This window comes from Massilia sp. KIM, from assembly GCF_002007115.1.
Taxonomy (GTDB): Bacteria; Pseudomonadota; Gammaproteobacteria; order Burkholderiales; family Burkholderiaceae_D; genus Telluria.
The window spans coordinates 1,957,147-1,980,012 of sequence record NZ_MVAD01000001.1 but is presented as its reverse complement, the minus strand read 5'-3'; the positions used below and the strand labels follow the sequence as shown (position 1 = coordinate 1,980,012).

Sequence of the window (22,866 nt, the reverse complement as noted above, 5' to 3'; positions counted from 1 at the left end):
CGCCCTGCGGGTGGGATCCGAAGGGCATCGCGTACTCGCGATGCCGCGGCCTGCGGGATGTAGGCGAATCCCTGCGCCTGCGCCAAGTTTGATGAAAAAAGCCACCGCAAGGTGGCTTTTTTCTTTTCCGCTGTATGACCATCGCCCGCCCATTGTCCAGCCAAGTCCACCGGCTTTCGTCATGCGGAATTCAGGCTCACCGTGAGGCGTCTATCGACCGCTGCGATCGTGCCAGTAGATGCTGCACTTAGAATGTGTGACTTATGCCAATGGTCGTGCCGCGGTTACCGGTGCCGGATTCGCTGGCGTTACCGGATGTGTAGCCAGCACCGTTCTTGTTCTCGATGCGGGCATGGACTGCATAGACGCTGGTGCGCTTCGACACGGTATAGCGGTAGCCGATCGCTAGCTGATTCGCATCCTGGTTGTGCCTTGTCCGATCATCCTTCTGGATGTACGAGGCAAGCAGTGTGTGCGGTCCTAAGGGCACGGTCAAGCCTACGAGCATGTCACGGCTGTCGGTCGACGCCACTGGGGCGGTAGCCTGACCGAATGGATTGGCGGTATTCCGCAGCACTGAACTGTTCAACCCACGGTTGACGCCGTACAGCACATGCGCCTTGATCACGCTAAATTCATAGACGGCAGCCACGACCGCGTTGCGGGCGCTTCCCTCATTCTTCAGCGTAGCGGTATCGTTGTGACGGTTGTGATACCCGATTCGTACTTGCAACGGCCCCAGCGCGTAAGCAATCGACCCGCCAATTTGTCGACCTGCACTGTTGTCACCCGAAATTTCCCCGGGCGCGGCAGCAAGTTCTACGGTTAGCCCGGCGACCGTCGGCGACAGATATTTGATCGTGTTGTCCATTCGGCTGAACGCATTGCCACTGGTAGCGACAATGTTCTTGCTGTCTGCTACATAGCCGGATCCAAATGGATCCGCGAAGGCGACGACAACATATTCTGGCGTGTACTGACGACCTACCAGTACTGAGCCGAATCTGCCACGCAGGCCGACATAGGCCAGCCGGCCGAACAGTACGCCGCCTTGGCCAATCGTACCAGTGTCGCCGTGGAAGCCGTTTTCCAGGACAAATACTGCGGACAATCCATTCCCGAGGTCTTCCGTTCCCCTGAAGCCGAGGCGCGATCCTACGCTGACACCGCTGGTAAGCTTGGTTACCGAACCGGCGCTGCCGCCACTTTCGCGGACGATGGCCATGTCGATCAATCCGTAGGGTGTGACCGCGCTTTGAGCGCTGACCGTAGCGGCACTCACGGTGCACGTTGCGCCGATCAGCCCAATTATCAGATTACTATGCTTCATCTCTCATCTCCACATTGACAGGGCCGGGCAGTGCGACAAAGCCAGGCGATGCCACCTGGTGTGGCAAAGCGAGCCCTTTCTCCGCGTTGCGGACGCGGAGTGTCAGTCGGGCATTGGTGTATCGAGAGGAGAAACCGCTCAGCGGTCGACCATCTGCTTTGGCACCAGGGTCAGTAACAGGGTGCCAAGCAGAAGAGCGCCCGAGGTCAGCCACAGCCCCGCGCCTTGCTGGCCTGTGACGTCGTTGAGCCAGCCCACCAGGGAAGGAGAGAAGAAACCTGCGAGGTTGGCGATGCAATTGATGGTGGCGATACCCGCCGCCGCAGTCATGCCTCCCAGGAGGGCGGTCGGCAGTGCCCAGAACTGCGCGGTGGCACAGATGGCGCCTGCCGCCGCCACACTCAGCAGGGCAAGCGCCATGCCGATGCCATCCGTGAAAGGCAAGGCGAACAATGCGGCCGCCGCTACCAGCATCGGCCCCCCGCAATGCAGACGGCGCGCCAGCGTGCGATCCGAACTGCGGCCGACGAACGGTAGCGTGATGAGGGCCACGGCATAGGGGATGCCGGCCAGCAGGCCCACCTTGGTCAAGTCGTATACGCCGGCATTCTTGACGATGGTTGGTAGCCAGAAGGTGATGCCATACTGTCCCATTACGATGAAGAAGTAGATGCCGGTCAGCAGCCATAGACGGCGGTCCGCCAGGAAGTCCTTTGCGGAATGGTGCGCTACCTTGCCGCCTTCCTCGTCGGCGATGTTTCGCTGCAGGATGGCTTTTTCTTCAGGCGTGAGCCATTTTGCCGACGAAATTCCGTCGTCGAGGTAGAACAGGATCGCGATCCCCAGCAGTAGCGAGGGCAGGGCTTCGAGGACGAACAGCCACTGCCAGCCGCGCAGCCCCTGCACGCCGGCGAAGGCATCCATGATCCAGCCAGACAGCGGGGCGCCGACGATGCTTGCCAGCGGGATCGCCATGAAGAAGATCGCCATCACCTTGGCGCGTCGCGCCGACGGGAACCAGTAGGTGATGTAGAGGATGACCCCGGGAGCGAAGCCGGCTTCGGCCACGCCGAGCAGGAAGCGCAGCGCGTAAAAGGCGGTCGCCGATTCGACGACGCTGAAGCTGGCTGAAATCATGGCCCAGGTGATCATGATCCGCGCCAGCCAGCGGCGTGCGCCGAAGCGGTGCAAGATCATGTTGCTGGGAACCTCGAACAGGAAGTAGCCGATGAAGAAGACGCCGGCGCCGAGTCCGTAGACGGTGTTGCTCCACTGCAGGTCGCTCATCATCTGGAGCTTGGCGAAGCCGACGTTGACCCGGTCAAGGTAGGCGCCAAGATAGCATAGCATCAGGAAGGGAACGAGGCGGCGCACCACTTTGGCGTAGGCGCGCGATTCCAGGTCGGCAGCCGGCGCGAATGCGCCTGCCCCGGATGTGACGGTTTGCGATTCCATGGGTGTCTCCATAATGTATTGTAGGCGCCGCCGTCGAACACGCGGCGTGTCGCGAAGCGGGAGAATCTTGGCGCCCTCTGTCCGCTTGTATTGCCGTGTTTGGTTCAGCCAGGCTTATTTCAGCCAGGACCTGATGCTGGCTACCATCGCTTCCGTCGAGATGCCGTAGCGCTGGTGCAGGGTCGGTAGCGCACCGGCGTCCAGGAAGGCGTCCGGCAGGGCGATCTGGCGGAAGGCCGGGGCCACGCCCGCGCGCAGCAAGCTTGCCGCTACCGCTTCCCCTAGGCCGCCGACTTCCGAATGGTTCTCGGCCACCACCACCAGCCGGCCGCTGCGCGAAGCTTCGCGCACGATGGTCTCAGTGTCGAGCGGCTTGATGGTGGGCGCGTGCAGCACCGCCACCCCGACATTGTCGGCCTTGAGGCTTTCCGCCACTTCGAGCGCGCGCATGGTCATGATGCCGCTCGAGATGACCAGCACGTCGCGGCCGTCGCGCAGCAGCTTCGCCTTGCCGAGTTCGAATTTGTAATCGTATTCGTCGAGCACCAGCGGCACCTGGCCGCGCAGCAGGCGCATGTAGACCGGGCCCTTGTGCTCGGCCATGGCGTGCACGGCCTGCTCGGTATCGAGGGCATCGCAAGGGTCGATGATGGTCAGGCCCGGCACGCCGCGGAAGATCGCGATGTCCTCGGTGGCCTGGTGGCTGGGGCCATAGCCGGTGGTGAGGCCCGGCAGGGCGCAGGCGATCTTAACGTTCAGGTTCTCTTCCGCGATCACCTGGTGGATGAAGTCGTAGGCGCGGCGCGAGGCAAACACCGCATAGGTAGTGACGAAGGGCGTGAAACCTTCCTTCGCCATGCCGCCGGCGGCGCCCATCAGCAGCTGCTCGGCCATCCCCATCTGGAAGAAGCGTTGCGGGAACTCCTTGGCGAAGATGTGCAGGTCGGTGTACTTGGCGAGGTCGGCGCTCATGCCTACGATATCCTGGCGCTGGCTGGCCAGCTGGACCAGGGCGTGGCCGAAGGGCGCAGCTTTGGTGCGCTGGCCTTCGCCGGCGATCGAGGCGATCATCGCCGAGGTGGTCAAACGTGGCTTTTGTGCGGTTGCGGTGCTCATTTCTTGTCCCCTGCGTTGTCGGCATCCAGGATGGCGATGGCCTGCTGCCATTCGTCGGCTTCGACCCGGATGAAGTGGTTCTTGTCGCGCTGCTCCAGGAAGGGCACGCCGGTGCCCATCAGGGTGTCGCACAGGATGACCCGCGGCTGCGGATCGGGGTGCTTGCGGGCGGCGTCGAAAGCGTCGCGCACGGCGGCAATGTTGTTGCCGTTCACGCGCTGCACGAACCAGCCGAAGGCTTGCCATTTGTCGGCCAGCGGTTCGAAGCCGAGCACCTTGCCTGACGGGCCGTCGGCCTGTTGGTTGTTGATGTCGACCAGGGTGATCAGGTTACCGAGGCCATAGTGGGCGGCGGACATGGCCGCTTCCCAGGTGGAGCCTTCGTCGAGCTCGCCATCGGACATCGAGTTGTAGACGAAAGCGGGATTGTTCTTCTGGCGCAGGCCGAGCGCCATGCCCACAGCGATCGTGAGACCCTGGCCGAGCGAGCCGCCCGAGATTTCCATGCCCGGCGTGTAGGTGGCCATGCCCGACATCGGCAGGCGGCTGTCGTCGCTGCCGTAGGTTTCCAGTTCGTGTTCCGGCAGGATGCCGGCCTCGAACAGGGCGGCGTAGAGGGCGATGGCGTAGTGGCCGTGCGAGAGCAGAAAGCGGTCGCGGCCTTCCCATTCAGGTTCGTCGGCGCGGTAGTTCAGCGCGTGGCGGTAAGCAACGGCCAGGATGTCGGCCATGCCGAGCGCCTGGCCGACGTAGCCCTGGCCCTGGACTTCGCCCATGCGCAGTGCATAGCGGCGGATGCGGTAGGCCGCGCTCTTCAGCGCGGTGAGGGACGCTGGGGAGTGTGCATGCTCCATCTGATTGTCTCCGGTTGGTTGATCGTTCGCGCGTCTCTGTCAGCGCTTGGTCCTTCGATAAGACCAGTGTATGGATCGACATCTGGTCCGTATAGCGAGTAATATTTGCGGATACATGAAACCAGTTCAGCGATACCGCGCCTTGCGCAAGGCATCCCTCAAGGGCTTGCAGGCCTTCGAGGCAGCCTATATGCACGGCTCCTTTGCCAATGCGGCGCAGGAGCTGTCGATCACGGCGTCGGCTGTGAGTCATGCGATCCAGACTCTCGAAGAGGCACTCGGCACGCTGCTGTTCGAGCGCGCGCGGCGCGGCGTGGTGCCGACAGAGGCGGGGGCTCGCCTGTACGACGTGATTCGCCGGTCATTCAGCGATATCGATGACGAACTGCGCACCATCCTGGACCGCAGCAGCAAGCAGCAAGTGGTGACGATCCAAAGCGCACCGAGCTTTGCGGCGATCTGGATCATGCCGCGCCTGCCGGCCTTCCTGCGCGCCAATCCGGGGATCGATGTGCGTCTGTGGGCGGTGCACCAGGCTCCGGACTTCTCGCACAGCGGCGTCGACGTGGCGGTGACCTACGGCCGGCCGGCCGCATCGGCCGGCATCTCGGCCATGCCGGTGTCAACGCGCGAGCGCTACCTGCCGGTGTGCAGCCCGAAGCTGGTGGAAGGATGGACGCTGCCCCTGCCGCCAGGCGATATCGAAAATTTTTACTTGATCCAGAACGACGTCTCGCTGACCTCGTGGGATGAATGGATTGCTCGCTTCGCTCCAGAGTGCGGCAACCCGATCCGCGGCCTGCGCCTGGACCGCGCGTTCATGACGCTGAGCGCCGCCGAAAATGGATTGGGGATGTGCATCGAGAGCACGGTGCTGATCCACGAATATCTGGAGCAGGGCAAGCTGGTGTGTCCGTTCGGGGAGTTGGCGATCGAGGCGACCGCGCACTATCTGTCGGTACCAAAGAGCAAAGAGAGGCTGCAGGCGGTGGGCAGCGTGGTGGAGTGGATCAGGGGCTTCGCCGACTTCGACGCGGCGACGTACGAACGGGCTGCGCCTGAAGCAGGGCAGCCCGGTACAGCGGTTTAGTGAATGAGCATGCCGCCGTTGACGTCGAGCGTGATGCCGGTGCAGTAGGCGGACAGGTCGCTGGCCAGGAAGACCACGGCGCCAGCGATGTCGTCCGCGCGGCCCAGGCGCGCCAGCGGAATGGTTTCGGCGATCTCGCCCTTGCGTTCTTCGGTCAGCTTGCCCTTGATGATGTCGGTGGCAATCAGACCCGGGGTGATTGCATTGACACGGATGTTGTCAGGGCCGAATTCCCGCGCCATGGCCCGGGTCAGGCCAAGCACGCCGGCTTTTGCCGCCGAATAGTGCGGGCCGCCCAGGATGCCGCCGCCGCGCTGGGCCGAGACCGACGAGGTGGAGATGATGCTGCCGCTTTTCTGTGCCTGCATCGCAGGCAGCACTGCCTGTGACATCAGGAGCGTTCCCCGCAGGCTCACGTCCAGCACCGCGTCATAATCCGAGGCCGAGATGTCGAGCGTCTTGCGCGCCTGGGTGATGCCGGCGTTGTTGAACAGGACGTCGATACGCCCGTAGCGTTCCAGCACTGCTCGGGCTGCAGCCTGGCACTGTTCCTCATTGGTGACGTCGGCCACCAGGCCGAGGTGCTGCGGCCCCAGTTCAGCCGCGGCAGCGGCTGGGTTGGCGGCAGCGAGGTCGGTGATGACGACCTGGGCGCCGTGCGCGGCCAGCAGGCGCGCCGTGGCAAAGCCCAGGCCATTGAAGCCGGCCCCGCCGGTGACGATTGCGACGCGATCCTTGAGTAACATGTTCCGTCTCCTTGCGTGTTGTTAGTGGAGGCATGTTCGGGGATTGCTGCTTCGGTGACAAACGAGGAAATCTCAGCGAATCGCAAATTCAATTCATGCCACTGGCTATCGGTATATGGCGTCTCTCGTTCCGCCGACTTTTTGCACGACACAGTAGGGGACAGAGCGGCGCGATGCCCTCGATGCCGATTGATGTCACGCTTTGCCCGAACCGGCCAACATCTAAAGCACACTTGTCTTGCCATCCGGCAGAATTTGTTGGCAAGTAGGTGCTTGGTCATGCCCGCTTGGCGCGTGAGCATTGCGAAGCCTGACGAATGCGAGGGAGAGTTGAGGATACTCACCGTAACGCTATTGTTACTGTAGCTTCAGGATATAAGAAGGTGGATAGATGCATATGAGCCGGTTTTTCCGGTCTCTAAGTTCTACTGACACCGCCTCCGCCAGAGCAATTCCTTCGAAGGAATCTTCAACCATCGAAAAACTCGCAGTTCGTCGAGAGCGGCGGGGTTTTCATTTGTTGGATCTCCAGTGTCGCCGATAGAAGATCTGGTGGTCTTAATTATTAACATCACTGGGCAGACCTGATTCGCCACATTTCGCTTCCAATTGCTCTCAAAGCGACGCTTCAGTGTTGCCCGCACCTCATTGAAATTCTAAAACATCATGTATGGGCTAAACGCCCACCTGTGTTGCTATCGCTAAACGAAAACGAACGTGTCGATCCACTCGACAGGCGTCGAATAACTTTACAGTTCCATTCGCTCAACCATTGTAAAACACTGTTGTTAAACGATAAAAACTACTGGGTACATATTGTGCTTAGCAGTCTGTACGAGTGTAGACCAGTACGAACTCGTCAAGGTAACGACATCAACTTTGGAAGAGGAGTAAATGATGGCAAAGTTAAAATGTATTGCAGGACTCATACTGGTTCTCGCGTTCATGGGCTCCGCTCAAGCAATGTTAATCACTTACTCGGCGGAATTCATCGGAGGGACCGACTGGCGTTACCGATATACGGCGACTAATGATCTTCCCGGTGAAGATGTCAGCGAGATTACCATCTATTTCGATCGCCAGTTTTACAGCAACTTGTCAATCGAAGCAACGCCGGTGGGTTGGGATACGCTTGTCGTTCAAGCAGATCCGGGGATTCCTGCAAACGGATTTTTTGACGCGCTGGCAATGGTCGACGGCATCGCTCCCGGGAAGACTGCCGGCGGATTCGTTGTGCGCTTTACTTATCTCGGGCAGGGGGCTCCTGGCGCCCAGGCATTCGACGTTCTGGACAATGAATTCAACGTGATCGGCACCGGGTCGACGTTGCGCGAGATGCCCGGCAATACAGTCCCCGAGCCGCATGGATTGTTATTGTTCCTAGCCGGGGCGCTTACGCTGGTGACTAGGAAATGCGGCCACAAGAGCCACGTCACGCCATTCACGCGTGGCGAAACCACTCCCCACGGTGGCCAACATGCGTAATCTTCTCAAACTCGGGCGGGGTGCCCTTGCGATGCTAGCGTTGGTCCCGAATGCCGTCCTCCACGCCGCGCCCACCGTCATGGGTATGCAACTCATCGGCGAGAAGCGCGTTTCGCGGACTGTGTTCGACTACACCTACCGCCTGACCATTCAGAATGACGGCAGCACCCGCCGTAATGTCGCAGTGCAGGTAGGGGCTGTGGGCGCCGGCACTTCCGTTCAGGATGGTGCTGTCACAGTGGGGGATCTCGCGGCCAACCAGCAGATCGTAGCGGCCGATACGGTCACTCTGCGTCATGATCGCGTTCTGCCATTTTCTCAGGCTGCTGTAACTTGGATCTTCACGGGAACCGAAGTGCCCCCCGAAGGCAACCCGCCGCCGGGCATTCTTGTTCCGGGAAACCCGACGGCCAAAATCGGCGATGCGATGCCTAATCACGATTCTTCGCGCGTGGTGCCTGCGTCTGAAATCAGCGTGGACTCGAGTTCGGGTTATCGGATCATCAGGACGGCCCTATACATCGTGTTTCGGCAGGAGTCCACCGTCTCCGACGTCAACGCGGTATTGAACTCGATTAATGGTCGTATCCTGTCGAGCTTCGCAGGCAATGGCGCCGTCTCGGTTGGCATTCCGGACCCGGGCGGTCTGCCGGCGCTATATGCGCTAATCGACAACCTCAGAAAGCGCCCGGAGATCGAGATCGTCTTGCCGGACGATATTGCCGAGCCAGAATCCTTGCCTCAGGAAGGCTATTCAGCAAACACATTGTCCTTACTCGACCATCATTTGGCGATTCGAGGTGCGGCCGCTTGGAACGCGCGGAAAGCCTTAATTGCTAGCGGCTCGCAGCCGCCGTCGTTTCTCATCTATGACACATTCGGCAACGGGGCGCCGCAAGCTGATTTCAGCCAAGTGAACTGGAAACTCGGTGCGGGGACCGGATTCAGCACAAGCTGTAATCCGTTTCAGCTGGACGACCCGAGCACCCCGACAATCGACGAGGATACGACGGATTGCCAGCATGCCTACCATGTCACGGGGATCGCGTTGGGAAATTTCGGTGGTACGGGCAATATAGGTCAAGTGACTGGGATGTACCCGTCGGGAGGCATGATCAGCACGGTTGTCGACGGCTATGCCATCGATCGTTGGACCGTCTGGACGGGCCAAAAGACGCAGATGAGGAGAGCGCTCGAGAACATCAGCGGTCGAATAGTCATCAACACCAGCATGTCGGAACGCCTCAAATGCGATCCCCAGGTTGACGATGCGCTGGCGATTGCACATGGACGTTTCTGGCTCCGCTTGCTTCGGGGAGGCAATATCGCCCAGCCTTCTCCATTTGAAGCCCGCTTTTTTCATGCGGCAGCTGCGGCAAACAACACTTGTGGCGGGTTCGAGAAACCAGTCGCCGGAATTGTCGACGCGCCTGCGAAGAGGGTGGGCAAATTTGCAGCTTCCTGGACGGCGGCCAGCTTGTATTCCGATGCGGAGCTGGGCGGCCCGGCGCTTACGAATACAGTGGTTGTAGAAAACCGCAAGGTCGCGCCTAGCCTTCCAGCACCGGCGGCGTCAGCGGCCAGACCGGACTGTACCTATCTCGGTACCGCAGTCACTGGTACCAACGGAGTGGTGAATCCACACTATGGCGCCTCGTATTCCGGCGGGCATGTCGCGGGGATCGGATCTCGTGCCGACTCGGTAGCTGGCGTATGGTCGTATCTTGACGCAGGACCTACGCAAGCCGGTGCCAGCTTGGGAACATCAATGTCGACGCCCCAGGTAGCCGGCTTGGCAATTTATCTGTGGACTTTACGGCCTGATTTGACCGGACAAGAGCTTGCGGAGCGCATTAAGGCTCACGTTGTTCCTGTCTCCTGTACGGGTGATTTCTCGAATACCCCTGTAGTCGACGCCTACGCGACGATCCTGAGCGCGGACGAGGGCTTCACGTCGAATAACAATCCTGCTCGCGAAGCGATGCTGGATGTGAATGAGGACGGAAAATTTGACGATCAGGACACGCAAGTGTTCCTCGATGCTATCTTCGCTCCGATCGCGGGTCAAACGGCAGATTATTCTCGATATGATTTGAATGGCGACGGCTTTACTGGCGGGCCCAAGACTGCAGCTCTCAATCTGGACATGTCTTACGACGCTCAAGGGAGGAGTACATACTCGATCCTCACCTCGGCGCAAAATGCATTTCCGTTGCGAGTGGACGAGGCGCAAGTATCGGACTTTGAAGTTTTGTGCTACTACGTCAATAGCAAATTTTTCTCACAGGGCAGCTTAGGTGCGTTCGAGGAACAATTGAAGGTCGTGCGGGAAACCGCTGGTCGCGCGAGAGTCACCTGCGCCTCGCCCGTAGCCGCTACCATTACACTGTCCGATTCCTTGCTTGGCTGGACAGGAATGCCCGGCACAGCCCAGGTCGATACTCTGCAGGCTGTATCGATTTCCCGATTCCAGGCATTTGGTAACAATTCATGCCAGTTTGGCGAGCGTGGTGGCCCCATTTTCAGCAGTACCGTCGACGCCGACGCTGTATTCTTCGGGGCCTCGAACTCGAGCAACGTGCCTGCCCAGATTTTTCCTGGCATTAATCGCAGAAATTGCTCAAGTTTTGTAGCGTATAAGAACCTTGCCATCCCCGGCGCCATTGGCCCGCAGGTCAAGCTCTGGATTAATGCTACCGGTCGAGCGGTCGCGTTCTCGGGCTCCATCACGTTAGATTGGGAATACCAAACCCGACTATTCTCTGATGGCACGACAACGACTTGCCGCGTGGGAGTGGTACCTGGCTCCGGAAATTTCTCTGCAACATACACGACAAACAACTGCATCGGCCGAATCCTGTTTGCACCGACCCAATGAAGACTTTGTCAAATCCAAAAAGTCCTGTCGAACAGGGCCATCACTTGACGCTCTTTCGGGCAGGTCTGTAAGAGACAGTCTAACTTAGCCGCTGCGGCCGTCCGGTGGACGTAGGCTCCACCGGGTGGCTTTTCTTTGTCCGCGACTGCCTCGGACGAGGCGGCCAGCACCCCGGCTGCACGCATCCGCCGCGCTACGGTCCCGCCTCTCGTGGCGATGGCGCGAGGAATAGCGGCAGGCGCAGATCGTTGCCACCGGTAATTGCAAAAACGTATACTGCAAGGAGCAAGTTCCGACGAACGCTTAAGCAAGGTGCCCCGTGAGTTTGTTCCAACATGTCGCGTTACTGGTCGGCCTGGTGATGGCCGCAGGTTTCCTGTCCCTGACCGAAATCGCTTTCGCCGGCGCCCGCAAGATCAAGCTCAAGCTCCTGGCCGAGGCCGGTGACGAGCGCGCGCTCAAGGTCATGGCCCTGCAGGAGCAGTCGGCCGAGTTCTTCGCCGCCTCCCAGATCGGCCTGAACGCCATATCCATCCTCGGCGGCATCCTGGGCGAGGGCGCGCTGCGGCCTTTCTTCATCGAGTGGATATCGGCCTTCTATGCCGGACCAGCACTGGACGAGATCGGCTTCGCGCTGTCCTTCCTGTTCGTGACCGTCCTGTTCATCCTGTTCGCCGACCTGATGCCCAAGCGCCTCGCGATGCTCGCGCCCGAGCGCATCGCGGTCGCTGTCATCGGGCCGGTGCAGCTCTTCATCCGCGTCTGCAAGCCGCTGGCATGGGCGCTCAACCTGGTGGCCAACCTGATCTTCCGCATCTTCAAGGTCGACACCCGGCGCGAAGACAGCATCACCTTCGACGAAATCTCGGCCGCAGTCGAGGCGGGGGCCCAGGCCGGCGTGCTGCAGAAGCAGGAGCAGCATTTCATCGAGAACGTGTTCGAACTCGAATCGCGCTCGGTGGCCTCGGCCATGACCACGCGCGACAACATCGTCTACTTCAACCTCAACGAAAGCGAGGAGGCGATCCGCTCCAAGCTCGCTAGCCATTCGAAGTTCCCGGTCTGCGACGGCGTGATCGACCGCGTGATCGGCTACGTGGACACGCGCGACATGTTGGTGCGCCTGTTGAACAAGGGCTCGCTGTCCCAGCTGAACGATTCCAGCATCCGCACCGTCCTGATCATCCCCGACACGCTCACCCTGTCCGAGCTGCTCGACAAGTTCCGCGCGACGAAGGAGACCTTCGCGGTGGTGATCAACGAGTACGCGCTGGTGATGGGCGTGATCACGCTCAGCGACATCATGCTGACCGTGATGGGCAGTTGGGGCAGCCCGCTCGACCAGGACGAGCAGATCATGCAGCGCGAGGACGGCTCCTGGCTGATCGACGGCATGACGCCGATCGGCGACGTCAAGCGCACCATCGGCCTTGAGAGCCTGCCCGAGGAAGAGAACTACGAGACCGCGGCCGGCTTCATGATGTACATGCTGCGCAAGGTCCCCAAGCGCACCGACAGCGTCGAGTACCAGGGCCTCAAGTTCGAGGTCCTGGACGTCGACCACTACCGCATCGACCAGATCCTGGTGCGACTCCTGAAGCCGGGCGACGGCGCCTAGCGCCCGCCCGGCCCGAGGCTTACTGCTTGGCCGCGGCGCCCAGGTGGCGGTCCAGGAAAGCCTTGATCTCGCGCGTGATTTCCGGACCGTGGGTCTCGAGCGCGAAGTGGCCGGTGTCGAGGAAGCGCACCTCGGCTTTCGGGTTGTCGCGCTTGTAGGCCTCGGCGCCCGGGGGCAGGAAGAAGGGATCGTTCTTGCCCCAGATCGCCAGGGTCGGCGGCTGGTAGCGGCGGAAGAAGGCGTGCACCTGCGGGTACTGCTTCACGTTCTGGCCATAGTCGGTCAGCAGGTCGACCTGGGGCTCGACGCCGATCCGCTGCACCGCCTCGTGGGCCAGCAGCCAGCCGTCCGGCGCGACCCGCGACGGGTCCTTCACGCCTTCCAGGTACTGCCACTTCAGCATCTCCAGCGAATTGAACTTGCGCAGCGCGGCGCGGTTCTCCGCCGTGGGATTGGCCCACGCCTCGCGCATCGGCGCCCAGCCCGCGCTCAAGCCCTCTTCATAGGCGTTGCCGTTCTGGCTGATGACGGCGCTGATTTTCTGCGGATTGCGCACCGCCAGGCGCCAGCCGACCGGCGCGCCGTAGTCGAACACGTAGATCGCGTAGCGGTTCAACCCCTTGGCGACGGTGAACTTGTCGATCACGCCGGCCAGGTTGTCGAAGCTGTACTTGAAGGAGGGACCGGCCTCGGTCATCCCGAAACCCGGCAGGTCGGGGGCGACCACGCGGTAGCTGCCGGCCAGCGCCGGGATCAGGTCGCGGAACATGTGCGAGGAGGCGCCGAAACCATGCAGCAGCAGCACCGCCGGCGCGTCGGCCGGGCCGGCCTCGCGGTAGAACACCTTGACCCCATCGACCTCGAGGCTGGCGTGGCGCACCACCGGCGCCTGGACCGGCTCGGTGGCTTGGGCGGCGCCGGCGCCGGTGGCAAGGGCGGCGGCCATCAGGAAGGGCTGGATTCCGAATTTCATGACTTCTCCTTGTTCGTGGTTGTAGTAACCGTTAAAGATATCTCTTAACGGTTATCGCAGTATGCGCCATGTCCGCTAACCTTTCAAGTATAATTTTGATGGTTACGAAAATTTTTTTGTATGAGGAGACGACGATGTCCGATCGACAAGACGCGGCCCCGACCGACCCGCTGTTCCTGGCGGATCACCTGGCGCTCGACATGCTGAACACGGAAGCGCGCGCGGGAGAGGGTTGGCACGATTTCTGGCAAGACGGCCGCCAGCTCCTGCGCTGGCTGGCGCAGGCCGGCATCGACACCGCCGGGGTGGTGGACGAGGAAGCGCTGCTGGCGGGCGCCAGGGAGCTGCGCGCCATCGCGCGCGAACTGGTCGCAGCGCGCAAGGAGGGCCGGCGTGGCGACCCGGCCCCGCTCAACGCCTGGCTGGCGGTGCTGGAGTCGCGCCCGGTGCTGGAATGGGCGGAGGACGGTCCGCGGCTCGGGCGGCGTTACACGGGGGGATCGCCGCTGCAGCCGCTGGGCGTGCTCGCCGAAGCCGTGGCCAGGCTCTTGAGCGAAGGCGAGTTCGAGCTGGTGCGCCAGTGCGAGCACCGCGATTGCGTGCTCTGGTTCTACGACCGCACCAAGTCGCATCGGCGCCGTTGGTGCAGCATGGCGGTGTGCGGCAACCGCCACAAGGCCGAGCAGTTCCGCCGCCGCAGCGGCGGCGCGGCCTGAGCGGGCCGCCGCCCTTCAGACCAGGGGCAGGACGGGCGGCGCCGGTTTGCGCGCCAGCAGTTGGGACAGCCGGCGCAGGCCGCCGGCCAGGCGCTTGCGCTCGGTCACGCTGCCCAGCGAGATGCGGATCGCATTCGGCGCCGGCGGCTGCGCGCTGAAGCCGGCCGCGGGCGTCACCGCGAGGCCTTCGGCGGCCGCCGCCCGCGCCAGTTCGGTAGCCGACCAATAGGCCGGCAGCGGCAGCCAGATGTGCAGGCCGCGTCGAGCCGGCTGATCGCGGCCGGCCAGCAGGCCCTGCGCCAGGTCCTGGCGCGCCTGCGCTTCCTTCCTCACGCCGTCCAGCAGGCGCGCGGCGTCGCCGTCGAAGATCCATTGGGTCGCCAGCGCGGCCGTCAGCGGCGCCGGCATCAGGGCGAAGGAGCGCAGCGCCGCCAGGAAGCGGCTGCGCTCGGCCGCGCCGGGCGCCAGCACGAAGGCCACCCGCAGCCCCGGCGTCAGGCATTTCGACAAGGTCGAGACGTAGTAGGCGTTGGCCGGCGCATGGCTGGCGAGCGGGGCCGGCGCATTGTCCTCGAACAGCCAGTAGGGATCGTCCTCGATGATGCGCAGGCCGAGCCGGCTGGCGAGGGCGGCGATCTCGCGCCGCCGCTGGGCCGGCATGGTGGCGCCGGTCGGATTCTGCAGGGTGGGGTTCAGGTAGAGCAGGCGCGCCCCCGACAGGGCGGCGCGTTCGAGCGCCTCCGGCAGCATGCCGTGGGCGTCGGTCTCGACCGCCTGCAAACGCCGCCCGAACTGGGTGGCCGCCGCGCGCAGTCCCGGATAGACCAGGGGCTCGGCCAGGATGGTGTCGCCCGGCTCGGACAGGCTCAGCACCAGGGCGGCGAGGGCGGCCTGGGCGCCCGGGCAGACCACCACGTGCTCGGGGTCGACCCGCCCGAACATCGCTTCCAGCCAGCGCGCGCCGGCGGCGCGGTCGGCCGCGCCGCCGCCACCCAGGTGGTAGGTCATCAGCAGCTCGTTGTCGGCGCGCAGCAGCACCTGCGACAAGCCTTGGCGCAGCAGGTCGCCGAAGTCCACGCCCTCGGGCGGCGGCGGGGTGTTCATGCTCAGGTCCAGCACCGGCGCCAGCTCCACCTTGGGCGCCGCCACATAGGTGCCGCGCGCGCCGCGCCCCTCCAGCAGATGGCGCCGCCTGGCCTCGTCGTAGGCGCGGGTCACGGTGGTCAGATCGACCCCGAGCCCGGCCGCCAGGCGGCGCTGGGTCGGCAGGCGCTCGCCCGGCTTGAGGCGGCCGTCGATCATGGCCCGCTCCAGCGCGTCGGCGATCTGCAGGTAGTGCGGACCCTTGTTGCGGTCGAGGAGGTCGATCCAGCCGAGCTCGACGTCAGCCTCTTGTATGGAGTTTGCCTTGGACATTTTGTCTTAATGTATGGAATTTGCTTCTCGCTAGTATGAGCCCAATCGTGAGCGAGCTCCATCCAACTGAAGCTCCTCACGCCACCATCCATCCGGGCGTAGGGCCAAGCGGCCTGCGCCCCTGGCGAGAGAACTGCGATGAGCAAACACCATGCTGGTTCCGGCGAACCGGACAAAGCTGGCCGCTGGACGGCCTTCCTGCCCGCTACCCAGGCCCGCGCCGCCGAGGCGGGCGTCCTGACGGTATCGGCCGGCCTGATCCTGGCCACCCTCAACGTCATGACGAGCGAGCACCAGCCGGGGCAGTTGCTGCTGCCGGCCCTGCTGGTCCTGTGCGCGGCCTGGCTGCTGGTGCAGAAGGTCTGGTCCCTGCAGCCCGGCAAGCGCAAGGGAGGCATGGAACCGATCGTGGCCTACGCCGGCATCGCCTTCCTGATCGTGACCGCCAGCGTGATCGGCGCGTCGTTGTGGGTCATGCAGCATGCGGACGCGGGCACGACCAGCTCCGTGCAGGCAGGGGTCCATGCCCAGCCGTCGCGGGCATAGCCCGTCTTTCACCGGAGGTCTCACCGTGACTACCAAACGCTCTTTCCTCGCCACCCTGGGCGCGATCGCCTGGTCCTTCGTCGGCCTGCGCCGCAAGCGCGATTTCGAGGTCGACGCCGATGGCGCCTTCAATCCGCTGTACGTGGTCGCCGCCGCCCTAATCGGCGTGGCGATCTTCATCGGCGCGCTGCTGTTCGCGGTCCGGATGGCGGTGTAATGAGCGCCGTCCTCGACCAGGAATTCAGCGCCTGGCTGGCCGGGATGGCCGAGGCCCTGGACAGCGTGCCGCATCACGCCGACGCGGTGCTGCCGGCGCTGGCGGGCGCCGGCCTGCTGGGCGCGGGCGTGCCGGCGCAGCAGGGAGGGCGGGGCGGCGCCCCGGGCGAGGCGCTCGCCGTGACCGCCGCCATCGCCGAACATTCGCTGTCCGCCGCCTTCGTGTACTGGGCCCAGCGCGTCGTGATCGAGTGCGTACTGGCCAGTCCCAACCAGGCGCTGGTCGCGCGCCTGCTGCCGCGCCTGCTGGCGGGCGAGCTGGCGGGCGCCCCCGGCCTGTCGAACGCGATGCGCGCGCTGAGCGGCCTGGGCCGCATGCAGAACCGCGTCAGCCCGCAGGGCGACGGGGTGCTGCTGGACGGCGGCATCCCGCGCGCCAGCAACCTGCGCCGCGCCGGCTTCGTCGCCGTGGTGGCCGCCGAACACGCCGGCGGCGAGGCCGCGATCTACGCGGTGCCGCACGATGCGCCGGGCGTGCAGCGCGAGGGCGACCACGAGATGCTGGCGCTGCGCGCCACCCATACCGCGGCCTTGCGCTTCGAGGGCGTGGCGCTGGGCGAGGAATGGCGCCTGCATCCGCAGGCCGCTAGCTTCCTGCCGGCGCTGCGTCCCTTCATGCTGGCGCTGCAATGCGGTCTGGGCATCGGCCTGGCGCGCGCCAGCCTGGACAGCGCGCGTCGGCATACGCCGAAGCATTCCGTCCTGTCACCCGAGATCGTCTGGCTGGACGCGGCCGTGGCGCTGCTGGAGCGCCGCCTGGCCACCGGACTGGCCGGGGGCGGCCTGGGCGCCAGTCCGGCCGAGCTGATCGGCATGCGCATCCGCATGGTGCAGCTGGCGAACGACGCGGTGCAGCTCGAGCTGCAGGCGCTCGGCGCCCAGGCCTATGCGCGCGGCAATGGCAACGGCTTCGCGCGCCGCCTGCGCGAAGCGGCCTTCCTGCCCATCCTGACCCCCACCCTGGTGCAGCTCAAGACCGACCTGGCGCGCATGCCGGCGCCGGCCAGGGCCGCCTGAGGCCTCAGTCTCCGCGGTGGAAGCGGTGCAGTTCCACCGCGCGCGCCGCCGCCGGCATCTGTTCGCGCAGCGCCGCCATGTCGCGCTCCAGGCGCTTGCGCATCGCCACCAGCATGTTTCTGGCGAAGCCGGCCAGCGGCCGGTCCGCGGGCCACACCGTCAGCGCAGCGAAGTCCAGGCGCTCGGAGAACGGCCGGAACACCAGGCCGGCGCCCAGGTAATCGAAGGCCGTGATCGGGTTGACGATGCCGATCCCGACCCCGTGGCGCACCAGTTCGCACAGGCTGATGGTATAGGAGCTCTCGACCACGGTTTGCAGCTGCACGCCGTGGGCGCGGCAGATCGCGTCCAGGCGCATGCTGGTGACGTCGTCCGGATTCAGGGCGACGAAAGGATATCTGGATAGCTGCTTCGGCGTGAGGACGGCGTGACGCGCCAGCGGATGGCCGGCGGGCAGGGCGACGACGCCGAAATACTGGGCGAACAGCGCATGTTCGAGGCCGTCGAGCGCCACGCTGTCGGCCACCAGGCCGAGTTCCACCTCGCCGCGCAGCACCCGGGTGCGTACCTCGGGCGAGCCCATGACCTGGAGCGAGACCAGGGTGCGCTCGCGCTCGGCCTTCAGGTCGGCCAGCACGCGCGGCACGAAGCCCACCCCCAGGCCGGGAAAGCTGGCGATGCGCACCCGCCCGGCGCCGAACTGGCGCAGGCTGCGCATGCGGTGCTCGATGACTTCCATCCCAATGAAATGCTGCTGGACCTCGGCCAGCAGGGCCTGGGCCTCTTCGGTGGGCAGCAGCTTGCCGCCGGTGCGCTGGAACAGGGCCAGGCCGGCCTGCTCCTCGAGGCGGCGCAGGGCCATGCTGACGGCCGACTGCGACAGGCCCAGGAGTTTGCCGGCGCGGGTGGCCGAGCCCGAGGTCATGACGACCCGGAAGATGTCGATATCGCGGCTGAGCATGGACGTGATTAGGGGTTGGACCGGCTCGATTGTACCCATCAATGGCGCTTATGGGGTCATCAGCGGGCCGGCGCGCCAAGGGGGTCGCGCGCCCCTACACTTGATCCATCTCATCGACGAAAGGAGCGACCATGAAGGGATTCCAGGAACACCGCCGCAAGCTCTTGCGCAGCGCTGCGGGACTGGCGCTGGGAGGAGCGGCCATGCGCGCCGACGCCGAGACGCAAGCCAAGGCCGAAGCCAAGGCCGAAGCCAAGGCCGAGGCCAAGCCCACCGGCCCGCAGTGGGATACGCTGGCGTCCGAATACGAGGTGGCGAGCGAGTTCGCCAACCTCGAGAACGGCTACTACGGCATCATGGCGCGCCCGGTGGCGGAGGAGTTCAAGCGCAACATCGACTACCTGAACCGCTGGAATTCCTGGCACCTGCGCCGCCATTTCGACCGCGAAGACATCGAGACCATCCGCGCAGAACTGGCCCTTCATGCCGGCGCGTCGAAAAGCGAGATCGCCATCACCCGCAGCGCCACCGAGTCGCTGCAGAACCTGATCTCGAACTACCGCCTGCTCAAGCCGGGCGACGCGGTCATGCTCGGCAACCTCGACTACGACATCATGATCGACGCCATGCACGCCAAGGCGGCGCGCGAGGGCGCCGAGGTCGTCAAGGTGGAGGTGCCCGAGCCGCCCACCCGCCAGAACGTGATCGAGGCCTACGAGCGCGCCCTGCGCGCCCACCCGCGCACCCGCCTGCTGCTGCTGACCCACATCAGCCACCGCACCGGGCTGGTGCTGCCGGTGGCCGAGATCGTGCGCATCGCGAAGGAGCGCCAGGTCGACGTGATCGTCGACGTGGCCCACTCCTGGGGCCAGCTGGATTACAAGATTCCGGATTTCGGGGCCGACTTCGTCGGCGCCAACCTGCACAAGTGGGTCGGCGCGCCGCTCGGGCTGGGCTTCCTCTACATCCGCAGCGGCCGCCTGCAGGACATCGCGCCCGAAAGGGGCAGCACCCTGTTCCCGCAGGACGACATCCGCTCGCGGGTGCACGCGGGGACCGTGAACTTCGCGGCCGTGATGACGATTCCGGCGGCGCTGCGCTTTCACGCGCGCATCCCGCTGGCGGAGCGCAGCGCGCGCCTGCGTTCGCTGCGCGACTACTGGGTGGAGCGGGTGCTGGACGAGCCCCAGGTGCAGGTCCTCACGCCCCAGGATCCGGCCATGTACGGCGCGGTGACCTCGTTCCGGCTCAAGGGACGGACCAGTTTCGAGGCCAACGTGGCCCTGTCGCGCCGCCTGGCCGACGAGTTCGGGGTGTTCACGGTGGCGCGCAGCGGACCGGCGGGCGGCAGCTGCATCCGCGTCACGCCCTCCTACTTCACGCGCACGGCCGACCTCGACCGCCTGGTGGCGGGGATCCGCAGCCTGGCCAGGGCCTAGACCGCGCCCAGGATGGGCCCAAGATGCACCCAGGGTCAGCCTAGAGCCCGAACCCGCCCGCGCTCTCGGTGAAGCGGTTAATCCCGGCCGTCATGGCCGTGATCATCGCGCGCTCGGCCTGCGACAGCTGGGGGTGCCAGACGTCGAAGATCAGGACCACGCGCAACTGGTCGCTGTCGTTCCAGGCCTCGTGGTCGATGGTGTCGTCGAACACCCAGGCTTTGCCCTCGACCCACTCGCGCACGTCGTTCCCGACCCGGAAGCCGCAGCCGGGCGGCACGATCAGGGGCAGGTGGGTGACCAGGCGCACGTTGCTGACGCCGGTGTGCGGCGGGATGCGGGTGTGCGGCTTGAGCACCGAGAACATGGCGCTCGGAGTGCGGCCCGGCTGGTCGGGCTGGGGCGCGCCGCGCAGGGCGGACATGGTGCGCGGGCAGCGCGCGGCGTTCTCCTCGACCACGGCGCCGTTGTCGATCAGGCGGAAGGCGCTCCAGCTCAGCGACTTGTTCAGCTCCGCCCACTGGGCCAGCGGCTGGTCCTCGCCATAGTTGATGTAGGGCGTGAAGCCCTGGTCCTGGGCGGCGACCGCCAGGAATTCGGCGCGGATGTCGGCCGTCGCAGCCTCGATCGCGTCCAGCCAGGGAAACTCCTCGCGCTCGAAGAAGCTCACCGGGGCCAGGCCCTGGTAGTGGAAGAGGGCGGGCTGGGAGTCGTAGCGGCGCTTGCGGCCGGTCATGATGTCGACCGAGTCGCGGAAGCGCTTCAGGTTCTCGCCCTGCAGCTCGCGCAGGTAGGGCGCGAGGAAATCGTCGAGGTAGTCCCCGAACTCGCGGTTGTAGCCGTCGTACCAGGCCAGGGCCTCGCGCACGGCCGGCTGCAGGTCGGGCGGCAGGGTATGCAGGGGCGGGGCCACCGCCGCCACCGCGGCGCATGCGCCGGCCGCGGCCTGTCGCTTGCCCTGGCGGATGTACAGCCGGCTGCGCAGCACCAGGGCCACCAGGTCGTAAGGGTCGACCGCCAGCGCGCCGCGCAGGGCCGCTTCTTCGCCTTCCTCGTCCTTCTGGGCCAGGCAGACCACGGACAGGTTCAGCCATTGCTGCTTGTCGCGGCCGTCGACCTCGACCAGGCGCTGCAGCAGTTCGCGCGCGCGTCCCAGCTGGCCGGCGGCGAAGGCCTCGTGCGACAGCGAGCGCAGGGCGCGCGGGTGGTCGGGGGCGCGCGCCAGCAGGGTTTCCCACAGGCGCAGCGCGCGTCCGTTGTCGCCGCGTGCCGCCGCCTGCAGGGCTTGCTGCTCGAGGGCCGCGATCTCGTTCTTGTCCGTCGTGGTCTGCATCTTCTCACCCTAAATCATGTACATACATTTTTGTGCATACATATGCATATTGGCAAGTTGTATTTATTTGTAGCCAGCGCGCCCCGGCCGAGGGTGTGGCAAGCGCACCACCCATTCGTGTCTTTCGCCAGGCGGGCGGCTCGCCTAGGATGTGCCCGTTTCGATCTCGCACTGGATGACACGATGGCGTTTCCCCAACGGATATACCTGCAGCCGGCAGCCTCCGGCACCGGCCTGGTGGTGCGGCTCTGCCTGCTGCTGCTGTGCGCCGCCTACCTCCAGGGCGGCATCGAGAAGGCGCTCGACTTTCCCGGCGCGGTGGCCGAAATGCGGCATTTCGGCCTGGCGCCGGAGGCGCCGCTGGCGCTGGCCGTCATCGTCGGCGAGCTGGGCGCCTCGGTGCTGGTGGTGGGCGGCTGGTGGCGCTGGCTCGGCGCGCTCTACCTGGCCGGCTTCACCCTGATGGCCAACCTGGTCGCGAACCGCTTCTGGGAAATCGAGGGGCCGGCGCGCCGCATGGTCGAGAACGGCTTCTTCGAGCACCTGGGCCTGGCCGGCGCCTTCCTGCTGGTGGCCTGGCTCGACCTGCGCGCACGGGGCGCGGCCCGTGAAGCGGGAAGCGGCGCCGGGAGACGCGTTTTATAAGGATTAACTTGCCGGCGCGCGGCCAGCGCTCTTACACTCCCGCCCTTGTCAGCCGAGGGAGCGCGAGGTGAGCGCAAAGTGAGCGCAATGAGCGAACAGTTCCGGTCCGTGCACGCGGCCAACCGCTGGGCCGAGGTGGGCGGACGCAGGCTGGCCTACCGTTCGATCGGCAGCGGCAAGCCGATCCTGCTGTGCGCCCGCTGCCGGGGCAGCATGGATAGCTGGGATCCGGCATTCCTGGACGCGCTGGCCGCCAACGGCCTGCGCGTGCTGACCTTCGACTACAGCGGCTCCGGCTATTCCAGCGGCGCGCCGGCGCGCGACCCCTTCGACCTGGCGCGCGACGCCCGCGACTTGATGGAAGCGCTCGACCTGCGCGACGCCGTCATCGGCGGCTGGTCGCTGGGCGGGCTGGCGGCGCAGGCGGTGCTGGCCCGCTACCCGGAACGGATCTCGCACGCGGTGCTGATCGCGACCGCGCCGCCCGGCCCCCTGGTCAAGACGGGCGAACAGCGCTTCTTCGACACCGTGGCGCTGCCCGAGCACACGCTCGAGGACGAGGCCCTGCTGTATTTCGCGCCGCGTTCGGCGGCCAGCCGGGCCGCCCACCTGCGCTCGCGCGGGCGCCTGGCGCTGCGCGCCAGCGGACGCAGCCCCGAGGCGCCGGCCAGCCTGGCGGCGGCCCTGCTCGGCGCGGCGCCGCGCAATCCGGCCTTCGCCGACGAGGCGGTGCTGGCGGCCCTGAAGCGCACCGGCCTGCCGCTGCTCCATATCGGGGCCGACCAGGACGCCGCCTTCCCGGTCGAGAACTGGTATGCCCTGAGCGGCCACTTGCCGACCCTGCAGCTCCTGACCTTCCCCTCGGCCGGCCACGGCCCCCACCACCAGTACCCCGAAGCGGCGGCCAGCTACATCGCCACCTTCGCCCGCAGCGCGGCGCCCGCGCCGCCGGCCTAGCCGCTTGCGCCGGCG

The 22,866-nt window shown here is 65.0% G+C and carries 20 protein-coding genes; 11 read left to right on the top strand and 9 right to left on the bottom strand.

Annotation, left to right across the window (positions count from 1 at the left end; genetic code table 11):
* Positions 1-247 precede the first annotated feature (247 nt).
* From B0920_RS08475 to B0920_RS08460, 4 genes are all read right to left on the bottom strand, one after another.
* Positions 248-1,330 (bottom strand): porin, encoded by a 1,083-nt coding sequence (locus B0920_RS08475; RefSeq protein WP_078032086.1) that lies wholly within the window; start codon positions 1,328-1,330, stop codon positions 248-250.
* Positions 1,331-1,468: 138 nt separating this feature from the next.
* Positions 1,469-2,785, bottom strand: coding sequence for an MFS transporter (locus tag B0920_RS08470; RefSeq protein WP_078032085.1), 1,317 nt, complete (start codon positions 2,783-2,785; stop codon positions 1,469-1,471).
* A 114-nt stretch (positions 2,786-2,899) separates the two neighbouring features.
* Positions 2,900-3,901, bottom strand: coding sequence for a transketolase family protein (locus tag B0920_RS08465; RefSeq protein WP_078032084.1), 1,002 nt, complete (start codon positions 3,899-3,901; stop codon positions 2,900-2,902).
* Entirely contained in the window at positions 3,898-4,755 is an 858-nt protein-coding gene (locus B0920_RS08460; RefSeq protein ID WP_078032083.1) for a transketolase, read from the bottom strand. Before B0920_RS08460 ends, B0920_RS08465 begins: the two co-directional genes overlap by 4 nt.
* Positions 4,756-4,825: 70 nt before the next feature.
* Between B0920_RS08460 and B0920_RS08455 the strand changes: the two genes are divergently transcribed.
* Positions 4,826-5,845 (top strand): LysR substrate-binding domain-containing protein, encoded by a 1,020-nt coding sequence (locus B0920_RS08455; protein ID WP_078032082.1) that lies wholly within the window; start codon positions 4,826-4,828, stop codon positions 5,843-5,845.
* On the opposite strand, the gene B0920_RS08450 is transcribed toward B0920_RS08455, so the two are convergent.
* Positions 5,842-6,591, bottom strand: coding sequence for an SDR family NAD(P)-dependent oxidoreductase (locus B0920_RS08450; protein WP_078032081.1), 750 nt, complete (start codon positions 6,589-6,591; stop codon positions 5,842-5,844). The genes B0920_RS08455 and B0920_RS08450 overlap by 4 nt on opposite strands.
* 894 nt (positions 6,592-7,485) lie before the next feature.
* Between B0920_RS08450 and B0920_RS08445 the strand changes: the two genes are divergently transcribed.
* From B0920_RS08445 to B0920_RS08435, 3 genes are all read left to right on the top strand, one after another.
* Complete coding sequence (locus B0920_RS08445; RefSeq protein ID WP_143745679.1) at positions 7,486-8,076, top strand: hypothetical protein; 591 nt, start codon at positions 7,486-7,488, stop codon at positions 8,074-8,076.
* The gene (locus B0920_RS25520) at positions 8,069-10,954 is read left to right on the top strand and encodes a hypothetical protein (protein WP_143745678.1); all 2,886 of its coding nucleotides are present in this window, start codon (positions 8,069-8,071) and stop codon (positions 10,952-10,954) included. Before B0920_RS08445 ends, B0920_RS25520 begins: the two co-directional genes overlap by 8 nt.
* 319 nt (positions 10,955-11,273) lie before the next feature.
* Positions 11,274-12,572, top strand: coding sequence for a hemolysin family protein (locus B0920_RS08435; protein ID WP_078032078.1), 1,299 nt, complete (start codon positions 11,274-11,276; stop codon positions 12,570-12,572).
* A 19-nt stretch (positions 12,573-12,591) separates the two neighbouring features.
* On the opposite strand, the gene B0920_RS08430 is transcribed toward B0920_RS08435, so the two are convergent.
* Positions 12,592-13,518: an alpha/beta fold hydrolase gene (locus B0920_RS08430; protein WP_229455578.1), complete on the bottom strand. Its 927-nt coding sequence runs from the start codon at positions 13,516-13,518 to the stop codon at positions 12,592-12,594.
* Between the two features lie 161 nt (positions 13,519-13,679).
* Between B0920_RS08430 and B0920_RS08425 the strand changes: the two genes are divergently transcribed.
* Complete coding sequence (locus B0920_RS08425; protein WP_078032076.1) at positions 13,680-14,261, top strand: ABATE domain-containing protein; 582 nt, start codon at positions 13,680-13,682, stop codon at positions 14,259-14,261.
* A gap of 15 nt (positions 14,262-14,276) precedes the next feature.
* Here the strand turns inward: B0920_RS08425 and B0920_RS08420 are convergent, their stop codons facing one another.
* Positions 14,277-15,677 (bottom strand): PLP-dependent aminotransferase family protein, encoded by a 1,401-nt coding sequence (locus B0920_RS08420; RefSeq protein WP_078032075.1) that lies wholly within the window; start codon positions 15,675-15,677, stop codon positions 14,277-14,279.
* A gap of 138 nt (positions 15,678-15,815) precedes the next feature.
* Here B0920_RS08420 and B0920_RS08415 point away from each other — a divergent pair, with 138 nt between their 5' ends.
* The 3 genes from B0920_RS08415 to B0920_RS08405 are packed head-to-tail and all read left to right on the top strand — an operon-like array spanning position 15,816 to position 17,516.
* Positions 15,816-16,223 (top strand): hypothetical protein, encoded by a 408-nt coding sequence (locus tag B0920_RS08415; protein ID WP_078032074.1) that lies wholly within the window; start codon positions 15,816-15,818, stop codon positions 16,221-16,223.
* Positions 16,224-16,248: 25 nt separating this feature from the next.
* Positions 16,249-16,440, top strand: a complete 192-nt coding sequence (locus tag B0920_RS08410; protein ID WP_373887875.1) for a DUF2970 domain-containing protein — start codon at positions 16,249-16,251, stop codon at positions 16,438-16,440.
* Complete coding sequence (locus tag B0920_RS08405; RefSeq protein ID WP_078032072.1) at positions 16,440-17,516, top strand: acyl-CoA dehydrogenase family protein; 1,077 nt, start codon at positions 16,440-16,442, stop codon at positions 17,514-17,516. The genes B0920_RS08410 and B0920_RS08405 overlap by 1 nt, the downstream gene beginning before the upstream one ends.
* A 4-nt stretch (positions 17,517-17,520) precedes the next feature.
* Here the strand turns inward: B0920_RS08405 and B0920_RS08400 are convergent, their stop codons facing one another.
* Complete coding sequence (locus B0920_RS08400; RefSeq protein ID WP_078032071.1) at positions 17,521-18,477, bottom strand: LysR substrate-binding domain-containing protein; 957 nt, start codon at positions 18,475-18,477, stop codon at positions 17,521-17,523.
* A 131-nt stretch (positions 18,478-18,608) separates the two neighbouring features.
* Between B0920_RS08400 and B0920_RS08395 the strand changes: the two genes are divergently transcribed.
* Entirely contained in the window at positions 18,609-19,916 is a 1,308-nt protein-coding gene (locus B0920_RS08395; RefSeq protein ID WP_078032070.1) for an aminotransferase class V-fold PLP-dependent enzyme, read from the top strand.
* Between the two features lie 40 nt (positions 19,917-19,956).
* Here B0920_RS08395 and B0920_RS08390 read toward each other — a convergent pair whose 3' ends face one another.
* Positions 19,957-21,249, bottom strand: a complete 1,293-nt coding sequence (locus B0920_RS08390) for an aspartyl/asparaginyl beta-hydroxylase domain-containing protein (RefSeq protein ID WP_078032069.1) — start codon at positions 21,247-21,249, stop codon at positions 19,957-19,959.
* Between the two features lie 183 nt (positions 21,250-21,432).
* Here B0920_RS08390 and B0920_RS08385 point away from each other — a divergent pair, with 183 nt between their 5' ends.
* On the top strand, positions 21,433-21,894 hold the full coding sequence (locus tag B0920_RS08385; protein ID WP_078032068.1) for a DoxX family protein: 462 nt from the start codon (positions 21,433-21,435) through the stop codon (positions 21,892-21,894).
* Between the two features lie 87 nt (positions 21,895-21,981).
* Complete coding sequence (locus B0920_RS08380) at positions 21,982-22,851, top strand: alpha/beta fold hydrolase (protein ID WP_078032067.1); 870 nt, start codon at positions 21,982-21,984, stop codon at positions 22,849-22,851.
* Positions 22,852-22,866 lie beyond the last annotated feature (15 nt).